General features: G+C 39.1%; 10 protein-coding genes. 8 read left to right on the top strand and 2 right to left on the bottom strand.

All coding sequences use genetic code 11. The features are described from left to right. Positions 1 to 137: 137 nt before the first annotated feature. Entirely contained in the window at positions 138 to 1139 is a 1002-nt protein-coding gene (locus FJR11_RS10170) for a phosphoribulokinase (protein WP_168503571.1), read from the bottom strand. An 834-nt stretch (positions 1140 to 1973) separates the two neighbouring features. Here FJR11_RS10170 and petH point away from each other — a divergent pair. Beyond that, entirely contained in the window at positions 1974 to 3305 is a 1332-nt protein-coding gene (gene petH / locus FJR11_RS10175) for a ferredoxin--NADP reductase (RefSeq protein ID WP_168503572.1), read from the top strand. Between the two features lie 103 nt (positions 3306 to 3408). Further along, positions 3409 to 4698: a homoserine dehydrogenase gene (locus FJR11_RS10180; protein ID WP_168504173.1), complete on the top strand. Its 1290-nt coding sequence runs from the start codon at positions 3409 to 3411 to the stop codon at positions 4696 to 4698. A 57-nt stretch (positions 4699 to 4755) separates the two neighbouring features. On the opposite strand, the gene FJR11_RS10185 is transcribed toward FJR11_RS10180, so the two are convergent. Continuing rightward, on the bottom strand, positions 4756 to 5193 hold the full coding sequence (locus FJR11_RS10185; RefSeq protein WP_168504174.1) for a CAAD domain-containing protein: 438 nt from the start codon (positions 5191 to 5193) through the stop codon (positions 4756 to 4758). Between the two features lie 337 nt (positions 5194 to 5530). Here FJR11_RS10185 and FJR11_RS10190 point away from each other — a divergent pair, with 337 nt between their 5' ends. The 6 genes from FJR11_RS10190 (at position 5531) to FJR11_RS10215 (ending at position 17486) form a co-directional block, all read left to right on the top strand. After that, positions 5531 to 7204, top strand: a complete 1674-nt coding sequence (locus FJR11_RS10190; RefSeq protein ID WP_168503573.1) for an ATP-binding protein — start codon at positions 5531 to 5533, stop codon at positions 7202 to 7204. Between the two features lie 173 nt (positions 7205 to 7377). After that, positions 7378 to 9705 (top strand): DNA helicase PcrA, encoded by a 2328-nt coding sequence (pcrA, locus tag FJR11_RS10195; RefSeq protein WP_168503574.1) that lies wholly within the window; start codon positions 7378 to 7380, stop codon positions 9703 to 9705. 496 nt (positions 9706 to 10201) lie between these two features. After that, positions 10202 to 14953, top strand: coding sequence for a hormogonium polysaccharide biosynthesis protein HpsA (gene hpsA, locus FJR11_RS10200; protein ID WP_168503575.1), 4752 nt, complete (start codon positions 10202 to 10204; stop codon positions 14951 to 14953). A gap of 35 nt (positions 14954 to 14988) precedes the next feature. Then, positions 14989 to 15720 (top strand): hormogonium polysaccharide secretion pseudopilin HpsB, encoded by a 732-nt coding sequence (gene hpsB / locus FJR11_RS10205; RefSeq protein ID WP_168503576.1) that lies wholly within the window; start codon positions 14989 to 14991, stop codon positions 15718 to 15720. A gap of 117 nt (positions 15721 to 15837) precedes the next feature. Beyond that, positions 15838 to 16800, top strand: a complete 963-nt coding sequence (hpsC, locus tag FJR11_RS10210) for a hormogonium polysaccharide secretion pseudopilin HpsC (protein ID WP_371417498.1) — start codon at positions 15838 to 15840, stop codon at positions 16798 to 16800. A gap of 26 nt (positions 16801 to 16826) precedes the next feature. Next, the gene (locus FJR11_RS10215; RefSeq protein ID WP_168503577.1) at positions 16827 to 17486 is read left to right on the top strand and encodes a Tfp pilus assembly protein FimT/FimU; all 660 of its coding nucleotides are present in this window, start codon (positions 16827 to 16829) and stop codon (positions 17484 to 17486) included. The last annotated feature ends 195 nt before the right edge of the window (positions 17487 to 17681 follow it).

Here is a 17681-nt window from a genome sequence, read left to right on the forward strand (position 1 = left end):
AAGTATCTTTTATCCCAGTATCTAAAGGCTTAAATGTATAGCAGGAGGCAGGAGTCAGGAAGAAGGAAGAAGTCAATAAAAAAAGAGGGAACACATTTAACTGTTTCCCCCTAATCTTTGACACAAATACTGCTGTTTTAGACTTGAACCGCTAGTTGTGCTTCTTTAGTTGTCAATCGTTCGTAAGCAGCACGCATTTTCAAACCTGTCAATACTTGGAATAAACCAGTACCATTGTTAGAACCTGGGTATTCACGGTGTTGTAGTAACAAGTGAGTCATCTCACCTTGATATTTGGTGGATGTTTTGCTCAAATGAGTTTCGATGTAAATTACTTCATCGAGGTTATCAAATTGACCATCAACTTCTAAAACAGAGACGTAACGACCATAGTAAACATCAGAACCATAGTAAAGCTGCATACCGGGATAAGAACAGGTCAGTTTGCGTCCGCAAGGAGTCCACTGAATTGATGAACCTTCGTCAAATAGGTAGCTTGGCTCAAAGCCTTCCTTACCTTCCCGTTGTAACATCCGTACCCGTAAAACTTTACGTTCTGTATCGTTTTTAATTAAGTTTGTGGGTAATACTTGCAGAACCACATCAGCAAATTCTCTTTGTGGTTCGATGAATTTTTCAAAATCGGGTTTACGAGAATTGATTTGTGCGAGAACATCTTCATAGCGGTGGCCTCTTTCAGCCATATCCCGTTGAATTTTCCACGCAATTTTGACTTCATCACTGATATCAAAGTAAACGCTGAAATCTAAGAGCGCTCGTACTCGTTCATCGTATAAAGGATGCAGACCTTCTACTACAATAATATGATTTGGCTCAATCCATTCTGGAGGATCAATCATGCCGGTTTCGTGGTTATAAATCGGCTTACTCACTCCATGACCTTCTTTAAGAGCTTTGATTTGCTCATACATCAGGTCAAAATTGTTTGCTCTAGGATCAAGTGCTGTTATTCCTGTTTGTTTACGCTGTATGCGATCTAGGCAATGATAGTCATCTAAACAGATAACTGTCATAAATTCTTCACCAAATAGATCAATCAACCGACGCAAAAACGTAGATTTACCGCACCCAGAGTCTCCAGCTACTCCAATTAGTACCACGCGTTCCGGCTTAGTCATAAATTTCCTCTAAATACTAAATGTGTCAATCAATAATTTTTCTCACAGCAGATTTTGAATCTAGGAGCTTACCCCAATGGTATCGTCCTACGTTCTGGCTATCCAGCATAACGATGACAGACTTAAACAAATAACTATACGCCTATAGCAGTTACTCGTCCTAATTAGCCTAATTTTATCGCTGGTAAGTATTTAATCTTAGTGTTGCCCTAAATTTTAACAGAAGGGAGTGTACTCTCACAAGACTTACGCTCAGAAAGAATCTAGTTCCCTAGCAATTATCTGCTTAACATTCTGCCACAGATGATACAATTTTTTTCAGGGTGAGGAAAAATAGGAATCGGCACTTCGACTTCGCTCAGTGACCAGTCAGAAGAAAGCAGGAGGAAAGTACGTAAGTTAGCGCACTGTTATGATAAATTAGGGTAGGTGATTTTAGTCCAATAACCAAACAAGGTTATAATACAATCTTTAGGGATATTTTCACAAATAGAAAGGCTTTTCCTTAAACCCAGGATTTTGGCATTGTCAATATGCTGTAGAATGTGTTTTCAACAAGCCTAAAACTATGTAGTTCAGGAAAAAAAGATTAAAGTGATTCACTATTAACATTCTCGCAAAGACTTATCCTCTAATTTAGAAGGTGAACAGGTGTGTTTTTTGCCATGCCTACTGGTCTTGGGCGAGTGTACTGAGTAAGGCATCATGATCAATGATGTCGTTTTCCCAAATAGCCAGTTTTGTGATCCGAAAATCCGGTAAACTAAAGCTCGCATAAGGATGGGAATGATTTTTTTGATAAACGGTTAAGTAAATATCGGAGTGGTAGAAGGAATGTACAATCAAGGTGCTGTTGAGGGTGCTGCCAATAAAGAATCAGGTAGCCGCGTCTTCGTTTATGAAGTGATGGGTTTGCGTCAGAGTGAAGAAACTGATCAAACCAACTACCCAATTCGTAAAAGTGGCAGTGTATTCATCAGAGTACCTTACAACCGCATGAATCAAGAAATGCGACGGATCACTCGCCTAGGCGGTAAAATTGTTAGTATTCAACCTATTACAGCTTTACAGCTAGTCAACGGCAAGGTTGAATTAGCAAGTGCTGATATTACAGTTAGCACAGAAGTCAAAGCTGAGGTGAATGCTAAGGATGAGGAACATGGTAAAGCTACACCTGTGAATAATGCTAGTGAAGCCAAAGGCTTTGCTAAAACACCAGCTAAGGAGAAAAAAGGCAGCACCATGACTCAAGCAAAAGCCAAAAAAGATGCTCATGCTGATGTTCCTGTGAACATTTATCGTCCTAATGCTCCGTTTATTGGTAAGTGTATTTCTAATGAAACATTAGTTAAAGAGGGCGGAATTGGTATTGTTCAACATCTCAAGTTTGACCTGTCTGCGGGCAACTTGCGGTATTTAGAAGGTCAAAGTATCGGGATTATTCCCCCCGGTGTAGATAAGAATGGTAAGCCTGAAAAACTCAGACTGTACTCCATTGCTTCTACTCGTCACGGCGACAATCTAGATGATAAAACAATATCTTTGTGTGTTCGTCAGTTAGAGTACAAGCATCCAGAAACTGGTGAAACAGTTTACGGTGTTTGTTCTAGCTATTTGACCAAAATCAAACCAGGTGATGATGTCAAAATCACTGGACCTGTTGGTAAAGAAATGTTGTTGCCTGAAGATCCTGAAGCTAATGTGATTATGTTAGCAACAGGGACAGGGATTGCGCCGATGCGGACTTACCTGTGGCGGATGTTTAAGGATGCAGAAAGAAAAGCTAATCCAGAATATCAATTTAAAGGATTTTCCTGGTTGTTGTTTGGTGTGCCAACATCTCCCAATATTCTCTACAAAGAAGAATTGGAGGCAATGCAAGAAAAATATCCTCAAAACTTCCGTCTCACCTATGCTATCAGCCGGGAACAAAATAACTCGGCAGGTGGCAGAATGTACATCCAAGACCGGGTTGCTGAACACGCTGATGAATTGTGGCAGTTGATTAAAAACGCCAAAACCCACACTTACATCTGCGGTTTGCGCGGTATGGAAGATGGTATTGATGCAGCTTTAACCACTGCGGCAGCTAAAGAAGGTGTCGTCTGGAGTGATTACCAAAAAGACCTCAAGAAAGCTCACCGCTGGCACGTAGAAACATACTAATTTGGTCATTGGTCATTGGAAAATTAAAAGAAGATAATTAGTAGGTAGGGCTTAGGCTCTGCCTACAATTGTTTTATGTAAATTTAATGTGGGTGCGAAATCTGTGGCTGTCAAATTAGGAATACTTGGATTAGGGACGGTAGGAACGGGGACAGTACAACTGTTACAGGATAAGGTAGGCCGTCATCCACTGTTACAGGAAGTTGAAATCTATCGGGTGGGTGTGCGATCGCTCACTAAACCCCGTGCTGTAGAATTATCATCAGAGGTGATAACTACGGATTTAGAAGCTATTGTTAATGATCCAGCGGTAGATATAGTTGTAGAGTTGATGGGGGGATTAGAACCCGCCCGCACACTCATGCTGACAGCTATTAAAAATGGTAAGCACGTAGTTACTGCTAATAAAGCTGTAATTTCTCGGTTTGGTGCAGAAATATTCACCGCTGCTAATCAAGCAGGTGTCTATGTGATGCTAGAAGCCGCTGTTGGTGGGGGTATCCCTGTGATTCAACCCCTCAAGCAGTCTTTAAGCGTTAACCGCATTAGTGCTATCATGGGTATTGTCAATGGCACAACTAACTACATCCTCACCAGGATGCAAACAGAAGGTAGTGACTTTAATGATGTTTTAGCAGATGCTCAAAAATTGGGTTATGCTGAGGCTGACCCCACAGCAGATGTTGATGGTTTAGATGCCGGAGATAAGATTGCTATTTTGGCATCTTTAGGATTTGATGGGCGAATTAACCGGGAAGATGTCTATTGTGAAGGAATTCGCCAAGTTACAAAAACAGATATTGCCTATGCTGCTAAATTAGGATTTGTCATTAAATTACTAGGCATTGCTCAACATTTAGATATAGATAACTCCCAACTTTCCGTGAGAGTTCATCCTACATTAGTCCCGCAAACCCATCCTTTAGCCAGTATCAACGGTGTTTACAATGCCATTCTGGTGGAAGGAGAACCCATAGGCCAGGTGATGCTATTCGGTCCAGGGGCTGGGGCTGGAGCTACGGCTAGTGCTGTATCATCGGATATCTTAAATCTTGTCGCCACTTTAAAAACTAATACAGCTAAACCAAATCCTCTCCTGGCTTGTAGACATCAACATTACTCGCAAATTACGCCGATTTCTGAGTTAGTGACGCGGTTTTATACTCGTTTTCTCAGTAAAGATCAAGCAGGAGTCATTGGTAAATTGGGGACTTGCTTTGGCAATTATGGCGTAAATTTAGAGTCAGTGGTACAAACTGGCTTTCAGGGAGAACTGGCAGAAATTGTAGTTGTTACCCACGATGTCCGGGAAGGTGATTTTAGACAAGCTTTGACAGAAATTCAAGCTATGGAATCCATAGACAGTATTCCTAGCGTATTACGAGTTCTCTAAAAAAGATCCCCGACTTCCTTAAGAAGTCGAGGATCTAAGTTTGTCTAAGGTTGTTAATTAAGATTCAGACGTTTTCTTACCGACAACTTGAGATTTAAGGGTAGTAATTTCGCTAGATAACTCCTGTCTGCTGGCAGCTTTGAGTAAATAGCGATAAACAAACCACACAGAGTAACCAATGCCAATTAATTCAAAGGTAGGTGCGACTAAAGGAACATCATTAAGAGCATCTAATACAGCTAATAGCACCTTAACTGTGACTACTGCTGTGACAACTAAACCAATGCTAACAATAGGCTGCTGGTATTGACCAAAGAATTTACCTACGTAATCGGGTAATGTACCGAGGAAACCAGAAATTTGTTGTCCGTATTTCAGCCATTGTTCTTGAGACTGCATGGGAGGCTGAAGTTTGGTAAGATTTCCAGTTTGGTTATTAAGTTCGGGGATGGTTGTTTCTTTGGGCTGGGTTTCTTGGTATTCTGATTCTTGCATTTTTGTTTCCATAATTTTGAAAGTTGAGTTCCTTACCTAGAAATTTACAACCAAATGGCTGTTAATTTACACTTCTTTCACTGATAAAAGTCAGAGAATTAGAGATTATTGGTTTATCTTATCTAGACTTGTTAACAAGTATGACAAAACTTTACTCAAAATCTAGTAACATAAGTTGCTAGTTGGTGAAAAGAGAATAGGGAATAAGCAAGATTGTGTAGTCAATAACCCTATACAAGTTAAACTAGTGTGGTGGTTTTGGCAAAGTTGGGGAGAAAAACTTGGGTAGGTATAATTTACACCAAACATTATTGAGAGCAGTTCGTAAAGCAAAAAAGTGTCACCTGAAGAACCAACATCAGACGAACTTCCCACTATAGAATTTCCCTCCCGTGGGAAACTCAAAGCCGGATCTTGGCGTATCCACCAGAAAATCGGCTATGGATACCTTGTGGCTATTGCTATTGGCTTTTTTGGCTCTTTAACTGGATTGGTATTGGCTAACTACTACCGGGGTAGAGAAGTTAGACAATTTAATCAAGCTAATGAACAAAAAGAATTGTTAAGTCAGTATCAAAGGGAGATTCTGGAAGCGAAGTTATATAGTTCTAATTTAGTTGCTGTATTGGAAGATGCACAAAAGCTGAATTATAAAAAAACTGAATTTCTCAATTCTGTAGCTAAAGCCCAGAAATTAGAAAAACGCATTGGGGAATTTATAGATAGTAAGCCCAAAAAATTGGCAGCTACTAGTGCTACTTTAGGGAATTTATTGCAAGATTATGCCACTAATTTAAAATTGTATATCCATCAAATTGAAGATGTTTTACAAAAGTTAGATTCCCAAAATTTGCAGTCACAGCAAATTGCTTCAGCGCGAGAAGACTTACTGAGAATTATGCGTGGTGACATAGCGATAAAATTAGAGAATTTATCAAATCAGCTAACTAAGATATTACACACTGCTCAAGCCCAAGAACAAGCTCGACAGGTAGAGGTAGAACAGGCTAGATTTGTGGAAAGAGCGATTATTATTATGAGTATGGTGGCATCAGCCGCCATTGCTGCTATTATAGCTTGGCGGACCAGTCGAGCGATCGCTGAACCAGTAGTTACTGTCACCCAAATCGCTGAACAAGTCGCCCGAAAATCTAATTTTGACTTACGCGCACCTGTCACTACCGACGATGAAATTGGCTTATTAGCTAAATCTCTCAATTTCTTGATTGAAAGGGTTTCCAAAAGAACCAAAGAACTACAACAAGCCAAAGAATTAGCGGAAGCTGCTAGTAAAGCCAAAAGCCAATTTTTAGCGAATGTTAGTCATGAGTTACGCACGCCACTAAATGCGGTAATTGGTTTAAGTCAATTACTCAAAGATGATGCGATAGATATAGATTTATCCGCAGATTTCATCACTGATTTAGAAACTATTAACTCCGCAGGTAGACATTTATTAGAACTAATTAACGATATCCTGGATTTATCAAAAATTGAAGCTGGGAAAATGAATCTTTACCCAGAAACATTTGCTATTAATAATTTAATTAATAATGTCATTCTCACGATTAACTCATCCATTGATAAAAATGGGAATACATTAGTAGTCATTTGTGATCAAGAACTGGGAACGCTGTATGCAGATCAGACACGGGTAAGACAGGTATTATTAAACTTACTCAGCAACGCCGCTAAATTTACTAGTAACGGTAAAATTACCCTAACTGTAAAAACTGATAAAACAAGCAACCTGAAAGCAGCACCTTTAGGTGTGATTAGTTTTATGGTGACAGATACAGGGATTGGCATGACTCCCAGCCAACAAGAAAAATTATTTCAACCTTTTACTCAGGGAGATAATTCTACAACCAAGAAATATGGCGGGACTGGGTTAGGATTAGCAATTAGTCGCCATTTTTGTCAAATGATGAGTGGTGACATCATTGTCAATAGTCAACCTGGTGTTGGTTCTAGTTTTACGGTGGTTCTGCCTTTAACAGTGCAGGAATAGCAGGAGAAGGAGTCAGGAGTCAGGAGTCAGGAGAAGAAAGAAGAAAAAAGGGAGAAGGGAGAAGGGAGAAGAAATGAAAGTCTTTTGAGTTTTGATTTTTAGACTTTCTACCGCAGTTATTGACAATCTGCTGTAAATTTTAATTTTCATCGTTTTTATAGTTTTTATAGTTCATGACAACAAGTATTAATTTTCTCAGTCACCTTAACCCTAGTCAACGTCAAGCCGTTGAACACCACTGCGGACCATTGCTAGTGGTTGCTGGTGCTGGTTCAGGGAAAACCCGTGCGCTTACTTATCGCATTGCTAACTTGATTCTTCAACATCGTGTTAATCCTGAAAATATCCTCGCGGTGACATTTACGAACAAAGCCGCTAGGGAAATGAAGGAAAGAATTCAAAGAATATTTGCGGAACAATTAGCCATGACTCAACATGGTAAAAAGTTTGATTTGCTGACAGAATATGAACAAAGCTTACTAAAATCCCAGGTTTACCGCACGACTATTAAAGATATGTGGTGTGGCACATTTCACAGTTTATTCTCGCGGATTCTGCGCTGGGATATCGAAAAATTTCAAGATGAAAAAGGCAGAAAATGGAATAAAAACTTTTCTATCTTTGATGAATCTGATGTGCAAAGTGTGATTAAAGAAATAGTTACTAAAGATTTAAATTTAGATAGTAAGAAATTTGAACCTAAATCTATTCGTTACGCTATTAGTAATGCTAAAAACCAAGGCTTATCACCCCAGCAATTTGAAAGTGAACACCAAGATTATCGAGGTAGAGTCATTACAGATGTCTATAATCGCTATCAAGATAAACTAGCTCAAAATAACGCCTTAGATTTTGATGATTTAATTTTAATTCCTACCAGATTATTTCAACAAAATGAGCAAGTTTTAGCTTATTGGCATCGCAAATTCTGTCATATTCTTGTTGATGAATATCAAGATACCAACCGCACTCAATACGATTTAATTCAGCTTTTGGTGACAAACGGCGAAAAGCGTAAAAGCGAATGGGAATGGCAAAATCGGTCTGTGTTTGTTGTTGGTGATGCAGATCAATCAATTTACAGTTTTAGAATGGCAGATTTTACCATTTTGCTAGAATTTCAGGAGAATTTTGGCGATGGTTTAGCAGATGATGATACCCGTTCTATGGTGAAGTTAGAAGAAAATTATCGCTCTTGTGAAAATATTCTGCAAGCTGCTAATGAATTAATTGAAAATAATACCCAACGCATTGATAAAATTCTCAAAGCCACAAGAGAACCGGGGGAAGCAATTTATTGTCATAAAGCTGATGAAGAAATGGCAGAAGCGGCTTTTGTCATTAACCAAATTCGCACCTTAGAAAATCAAAACCCAGAGTTAAATTGGGGTAACTTTGCGATTTTATATCGAACTAATGCCCAATCTCGACCCTTTGAAGAATTATTAGTTAAATATCAAATTCCTTATACAGTTGTGGGAGGAATGAAGTTTTATGATCGCAAAGAAATTAAAGATGCTGTTGCATATTTAAGAGCTATCAATAACCCAGCCGATACTGTGAGTTTATTGCGAGTTATCAACACACCCCGTCGGGGAATTGGTAAATCTACTGTTGATGCTTTGGTGAATGCTTCCCAGCAATTAGGAACAACATTATGGGAAATATTGAGCGATGAAACTTCTGTAAATACCTTAGCAGGACGTTCATCCAAAGCTGTAAATAATTTTGCAAATATGATTCAAAACCGTCAAGAACAAATTAAAATAGTTCCCGGTTCAGAAATATTGCAAGGGATTTTAGAAGATTCTAATTATATCAAAGAATTGCAAGATCAAGGCACAGATGAAGCTGATAATAGAATCAGTAACGTCAATGAATTGTATAATGCTATGTTGCAATTCCAGGAAGAAAATGAAGGAGAAGATATTTCTTTACAGGCATTTTTGCAAAGTGCGGCTTTGAGTTCTGATTTAGATAATTTAAAAGAAGGACAAACAGCAGTTTCCTTAATGACGTTACACGCTTCTAAAGGGTTAGAATTTCCTGTAGTCTTTTTAGTGGGATTAGAACAGGGACTTTTTCCTGGTTATCGTTCTTTACAAGATCCTTCACTCTTAGAAGAAGAACGCCGTTTATGTTATGTAGGTATTACCCGCGCTCAAGAACGTTTGTTTCTCTCCCATGCGAGGGAACGCCGTTTATATGGTTCACGAGAACCTGCAATGCGATCGCAATTTCTGGATGAATTACCAGCAGAATTACTAACTACCCAAAATAAAGTTACCCGTAGCCTGACTAAAACCCCATCTGCAACCCCTAGCAAACAAACCCCCAACGCAATTTGGCAGGTAGGTGATAGGGTCTTGCATAAGTCCTTTGGGCTTGGGGAAATTACCCACGTATTCGGAGAAGGAAATAAAGTTTCTGTAGCGATTAAATTCGCTAGTCTAGGACAAAAAATTGTTGATCCTAGGGTAGCGCAATTGCAGAAAATATAAACATGGGCAGGCAGGATGCCTACCCCACAATAAATATAATATATAACTCTTGTGGGGTGGGCTTCTAGCCCGCCCATTTCCCTTGGTCTAAATTCCCATCTTTACAACTTTATATTTACGAGTGATATTTTTTCTTAAAAAACTGGGTAGTATAAAAATGCTATGTTTATCAGGAAATAAAATGCTTAACTCAACTCAGTATCCATCTATGTAAATACACTACCAGTATCTATAAGTGGATAGTATTGGTTTTTGAAGAAATCAAAAAGTTCAGTATTTTCCAGTTTAGAGCTTTGGTATCAACAATGTTATAACCGAAATAGAATCAGGCTCAGTGTATTTGAGCTTATTAACTACTTTTTATTGGCAACTATGACTATTAAAACCCAGTAGTTGCTCCGTTCAATATAATGTACTGCCCTATATTCGGCAGTCAGGATTATTCGTAATCATTAACAAAATATACTCACTTCAATTACTTGACGGGGAAGCAGTTATGTCTCGAAAACGTCACCCATTAACAACAATCACAAGACTCTCGACAAGATTTATCCGGCGGTTTTTAGTAAAGACAAAAAAACAACTTATTTGGTTGCTGCGAACTGTTTTTGGTACTCAGAAACAACAAAATGCAGCTAACGCAGGTTTCGTATTACCAACGGTGGTAATGGTATCGGTAGTAGTAGTTTTATTAACCACTGCTATTATGTTTCGCTCTTTTGATCGGGCGAAAAATGCCAGTAATGTTAGGGTAAATCAAGCTGTTTTGAGTGCTGTTACCCCAGCAATTGATCGAGGTAGAGCGAAAATTAATCAATTATTTGCTGATAAAACCCTACCAAGAGCGACACCGACAGATGATGCTTTGTACAATGTTATTGTTAGCAATATAGACAAATACACATTTGGTGATGAAACAACGCTGCAAATAAGTTTTGATGTTGATGGTAATAGCAAAATTGATGCCCCAACTCCCACTACAAAACTATCCGACAATGAAACTTCCAGAACAGCTTGGAAATTTCCTGTAGATACAGACAACAACGGGAAATTTGATAGCTATAACATTTATGGGATTTACTTTAGAACCCCCTCAGTCGAGACCGGTGGTAAATATAGCCGGAAAAGAAATCCCTTGGAAGGGAGAACACCACCAATGGCCGAAGTAAGTTTAGATGACAATTGTGGTGCAAATACCAGCGCGACATTAGTAGGTAGTACCGGTTGGGTTAAACAAAATAACGAGTTAAAGAAATCCTTATTTGTGTACACAGCCACCATACCTATTACTACTAATAGCACTTATGGTAGTGATACAAATTATGAAATATACAAAGGTAACAAAGGGTTTGCCGCAGTAGAATATCAACAAGACAGAGTGCAAATACCCCCAAACAATAACGCCGTTGTTTATGAAGATGACATAGCACTAACTCCCGGTGCTGACTTTAATTTGAATGGTGCAGTATTTACTAATAGTAACTTCTTGACATCTGGTATGAATGGTGGAACTATCAAATTTTATCAAGTTAGTAGTACATCATCTTGTTACTATGAGGCTAAAAACGCCAAAATAATTGTCGGTGGTAATACAGCAGTTGGTGGTTTTGGTTCTACAGGTGATTCATCTTCTAAAGTTCCCACTGTTGATTTATACAAAGGTAAAAATATTACCATTGGTAATACTCCTTGGGTAAAATCAGCCACTAGTAGTCCTGCTAAAACAGCCTATAATAACCTAGCCTATGTGAATCGGATTAATATATTAATTAATGATCAAATAGCTAAAGCTGAAACTACTGATCCCTCAGAAGTAACCACAGGTTTGGCAGCGAAAGAGAAAGCTTTAGGACAAACTTTGACGGGAGCAGATAGAACTAAATATCGCCGTCAACAAATAGAGTATTATTTCAGAAAACGGACTCGTCGTGTACCTTATACAGAAGTTGCTTTTAACGCGACAGATACATCTCCTAGCCCATTAGTGCAAGGTGGTCTTGATAGTCTGCGTCCCAATGATACGTGGATATATCCCGTAAGTCCAACCGATGGCAAAATTGCTACTAGCTTTACAAAAGTAGGACTAAATATTAGTGGTGCATCTTTAGAACCAAAAGCCACAGAACCAATAGCACTGAAAAATGCCAGTGGCGTAGAAGGACAAGTAGGTGACAGAGTTATAGTTGGTAATAACTTACCGCAAATCTGGTGGGATAAAACCAAATCAGCATTTGTTAGTTCAGGGGTGGCTGATACCCAAGATATTAGTGGTGTTAAATGGGATGCTGGAGATACAACTAAAACCCGGACTCGAAAGTCTTTAGTGCAAACATTAGCTGATGTGGGCGATACCAGTAGAGATGGAGAATGGGAATTAGCCGCAGCCAAAGTACCTGCTGACCCGACTGAAGCAGTGGGTGGTTTGCGGGTTGTGACTGGTGCAGGAATTTATTTGAGGGATACTGAGACTCCTGCGGCTTTCACTACTACCAACAATCCGATCAAAATAATTTGGCCAGATAGTAACCCAGTACCGCAATCACTAGGACCAACTAACAAAACTATTACACCATATTCGGTGTATAACCCTAGCATCACATACAAATGGCGGGAAATTGCTGATAATCCCAGCACTACAACAATAGATGAATCCAGAACACCGTTTCTGCAAATGCGGGCTACAGCAGTTTATCACTACAAAGGTACTGGTTACAACCAGCAAACACCGCAGCCCATAGCTTGTGTGAGTAGTTTTTATGTTCCCACTAATAGCACTACTCTCAGAAATCGATCTGACCTACCTGCTGCTGCTAATACTTTAGCTAATACTAATAATACTCCTACACCTAATGCTGCTAATACTCCTGCTATTCTCAAGGATGCGAATGGTTTGTCCAACAATGGTATAGTTTACCCTGCACCTACCAGAACTGAAACTAATTATTCTCAACTTCTGGCATATCAAGCTACGTTAACCTATCCCAATGGACGGTTAATAGATGATGGACTACTAGCTAAAGCATTAGGTAAAACAGCAGCAAGTCGTACCATTTCCGAACGGTCTGCTATTGATGCTCAGATTTGCGCCCTCCAAATTTTAGATGGTAGTCTTAGTCCTAGTGATTCAGTTATTCCTCATGGCGCTATTCGAGAAGTAGCCTTTTTGGACTCTAGAGAGGTAAAACAAAATTCTGGGTCGGGAACACCGCTAACTGATGATAAGGTTCTTGTTCCCTCTACAACTTATAATCTTCCTGTCCAAGACAGACAACCTCTAGAAATTCGGGCTACTGTTCTAGACCTCAACCTGCTACGGACAAAAGAGATTAGTGGAGCATCTCCAAAAGAATATTTATTACCCAATAGCGGTATTATCTATGCAACTCGTGATGATGCTTTACCAGACATGAGTGCAGATATACCGACTTCTTCCCCATTTCCTCTACCTCTACCTGTTTCCCCGGCAACAAGTCAAGTAACTGAAGCAAATAAGCTAGTTAATCCTGTTGACTATGAACTTGACCCCACTCGTCGTCCTAACGGTATTATGTTGGTCAGTGGTAGTAAAATTTGGCGGACACAAGCCTACCGAGAAGAGGAAAAAGGATTAATTTTAGCGACTAATTTACCTGTGTATATTAAAGGTGACTTTAATCTACACACTCAAGAAGAATATACAACTGCATTAGCATCTGATTACGGCAACTTCTACACTCGTACTAGTAGCAACCTCAATCCTAACTTTGCTTGTCGTTCTGGTGATCCTCGATTCAGTTGTCCCACGGGTGATGAATGGCGACCTGCTACAGTATTAGCTGATGCTGTCACCTTACTGACGAGTAACTTTAGAGAGGGTTTCCGTGAGGAAGGAGAATATGACTGGAATAATACCTTAGATGATTTAACTTTACCACCAGGTTATTCCCTTTCAAAATTCAATTCCTATGCTCCATTAGGTACGTGGGATGATACTACTTCTGGTAATGTAAGTTTTCCTAGAGACTTTGATACTACAACAACAGGCTACCAAGGTAGTTCCTACGTTAATAACTTTGTTACACCACTGATAAGGTGGCTACCAAAACGAACGGGAAATCAAACGCCATGGAATATTCCTGGTTTTGCTTATGCTTATGAAGTTTGCACGTCATCAGTAGCAACTGACTGCGATTGTAGTTCAACAGACACTGCTGCTCAATGTGCTGTTAAGAACAGAAGATGGGCATTGACTAATGTTGCTCTCTCAGGATACAACGGTACTAATGGACAAAATATTTGGCTAGATGGCGATATAAATTCAAGTATTGTTGCTATCAAAACAGGATTCGCCGGACCCAATGGAGGTTCAAACGGTTGGGAAGCATTACCATTTAGAAGACTTGCTCTTAAACGTGAGAGAAATCCTGCTTCGCCTAATTATACTTTACCCGTCACTCCCCTGACTTATTACGGAGATCCTGGTGGAAATGGATCAAGAAAATTAAAAGAATATCCAGTAAATGGAACAAGCACACCAGCAATAGTCACCGTATCCACAACCATAGAGAGTATTCCTTGGCTCAGAGAAGTATCTGGACGTTTAGAACCAGTATTACAAATTCGATACCCCTTTGCGACTGAAACTAACCTAAATCCCAATCCCAAGAATCTCACAGGAGGAATAGACAATAAAAATTGGCTACAAAGTGCTTTTCTTGATAGTACGCCTGCTGCTAACCGAGTTGCCACTTTCAACCTAATTGTAGCCGCAGGAGATAGTCCGGCTCGTTTTAGCACTAATAACACAGAAGATAATGGTGGGTTGCATAACTTTGTCCGGTTTATGCAAAACTGGCAACAATCCGGAGGTACTGCCACAGCTAAAATTAGTGGTGCTTTCATGCAGGTGAAAAAGAGTGCCTATGCTACAGGTCCATTTGCTACAGCTTTGTCTACTAGTGATAATAATCTCTTATATGCAATTCTGATCAATAGCGGTCAAGGTACAGGTTATCTTCCTCCTAACAGACAGTGGGGTTATGATGTAGCACTCTTATCACAATCTCCTGACTTATTTGCCAGTAAACTGGTATTTACACCACCTGATTTACCAGATGAGTATTTCCGGGAAGTTGGTAGAGATGACAGATGGGTACAGCAGTTACTATGTGCTAAAGAAGTTCCTCTCCCTACTACTGCTGATCCTACTCCTAGTCCCACTAATTACGCCATAGATACAGAACAGCGTCCTGATACGTGCAAATCCTAGTGCAAATCCTAAAACTTAAAACCGGGTGATAAACAATGCTAAAAATTCAACGACAGCAACAAAATCCATCTACCGATGATTCTGGTTTTACCATTATTGAATCTCTCATTAGCATGGTAGTTGTAGCAATTCTGTTAGCATCTACAGCACCCGTTTTAGTTATGTCCACCGCTATTCGAGTCCAAGCTAAACGCATAGAAAAGTCTGCTCAAGTGGCAAACTCTTTTATTGATGGGGTAAGAGGTGGGTCTATTCCAGCACCAGAAAACATTATTTCCCTAACAGCAGTAACTAGCACCGCTGCTAGAAACCAAGCAGATAATTTATTTACTGTGACAACAATGCCAGTACCTAGTGCTAGTTCTACAAGTAATGCAAAAAAGGATTTTTATCTGGCTAAAAGAGATGGAACTATCTGTTTATTAGGAACAACAGGCTGTACAAGAGATACAAGTAATCCCTTAGATGAGTTTTATATTCAAGCTGCTCAAATTAGGGTAGTAGGGACTTTAACAACAACTGGTTATCGGTTAGGAATGCGAGTTTATAGAGCAGATATTGATTTGAGTAAAACCGTCGAAGCCAGTGCAACTGATACTAGTAAACAAGCTATAGATTCATCTGTAACTAGTGGACTAGGTAATAAACAAAAACCAATGATAGAGAGATCTGTGGATATTGCCGGTAGTGCTACCACATTTCAAAGTTTATGCTCTCGTTTGGGGATAGCACAGAAAGAAGAAAAAGACCAAAACTGTCCACAATAATAGAAACAGTTTGTAGGTTGGGTTGACGGAAGAAAACCCAACATAATTTAGGAATAAAGTCCTAACTACAAACTTGATAATCAATGGTGGTGTATCTATTGAAAAAGGGAAAATTATATGATGATGAAGACACTTAAATTTATACTCAGGAGTCAGATAAAAAGCTCCAAAGTCATTCCAAAATCTGGTGGTTTTACTCTGATTGAATTGCTGGTAGCCTTAGTGATTTCATTTTTAATTCTCACACCATTGTTAGGCTTCATGATTAGTGTGATGACGACTGACAGAGATGAGCAAGTTAAGGCAAATTCCGAGGAAGAAATTCAAACTGCACTTAATTATATTTCCCGTGATTTACAACAGGCTATCTATATCTATGATCAGGCTGGTATTACAGCTATAAGTTCTCAATTGCGTTACCCAAGTGATGCTACTAAAACTCCTTTACTGGTTTTTTGGAAACGAGATTTAGTGACTAATGTAGTTCCTACAGCATCAGGAAACGATGATACTTTTGTATATTCATTAGTTGCCTATTATTTAGATAATTCTACCAGCACTACTTGGTCAAAAGCTGCTCGTATTAGTAGATGGCAAATTAAAGATGGTGTGGAAAGTTCTAGTGGTGTAACTTGTGGAGGAACTAAAAAATATGTAAATGCTGATAACTGTCCAACTCCGGGTTTTGCACCCTTTGATGATTATTTTGATGGTGCTGATGGTTTAGAAGCAGGAATGAACAAATGGAAAAAATCTGGAACTTATACGACTGATGCTACGGTGCTGATTGACTATGTTGATCAAAGTACAACTTCTGTACCAGCAGCCACTTGTCCCGCTGACATTGCGGCTACAACTACAACACCTGCCATAACTTGGTCAACAATAAAACCAACCAGTATGACTGGGTTTTATGTCTGTGTAGATAAAGCCAATACAACAGCACAGGTATTCATTCGAGGTAATGCAATGGCTCGGCTCGATAATGATGCAGAAAGAATCAAATATAGTGATAGCAAAAAAAGTTATTTTCCCGCAACTAACGTGAGAGTTCAAGGACGGGGATTTTTGTATAAGTAAACATTAATAAACGGGAGAAATCAATCATGGCTAATAATCATAAAATTAAAAATTTAATCGTCAAATCATTACAAATTCATCGTCAACGATACATTCGTCAAGATGCTGGTTTTACCTTGATAGAAATGCTAGTAGTGATATTGATGATCGGTATTTTATCAGCGATCGCTGCTCCTAATTGGATGACATTTGTGAGCAGACAACGCTTGAATAAAGCTAGTGATGCAGTTTTATCTGTCATTAAACAAACACAAACAGAAGCTAAAAGCAAAAAACGTAATTACAGCGTCAGTTTTCAAGTTAACAGTACCACTAATATTCCTGAGTACATAATTTATCAAGGAACTACTCCACCTAGTTCCGGTTGGACAACGTTAGGTGATACTCTAGGACTACAAGCTAGACAAGTTTTTTTATATACCAATCTCACCTCTCTGACAGCCTTTAATACAACAAACGCTAGTAAGAATATAGTTGCAACTACAACAGGGACGGGTACAATTACATTTGATTACATAGGTGCTGTAGCAAACAAAACTGGTAGTACAGTCGCTGATACACCATTAAAAGTCATGGTAGCCACACCCCAATCCACAGGAAGTGTTGCGGGTAGTTTAAAACGCTGCGTGATTATTGACGGTTTAATTGGGGGAATACGAACAGCGAAGGACACAGACTGTAGTTAAATTAATCAGTATCTATAAAAAATCAAATATCCGTAAATAAACGGTATATAAAAATCCTTGTACATAGCAATATATAGATGTTGGTTGCAAATAATTAGCTATAAAGTGGATTTCAGGTAAATCAAGTATCAAGAGAATTTTACTCATTGTTGCTTCTTGCTTTCTGACTCCTACTAGATATTATCTGCATTTTCT

It is taken from the genome of Anabaena sp. UHCC 0187, assembly GCF_009712035.1.
In the GTDB taxonomy this organism is placed as follows: Bacteria; Cyanobacteriota; Cyanobacteriia; order Cyanobacteriales; family Nostocaceae; genus Dolichospermum.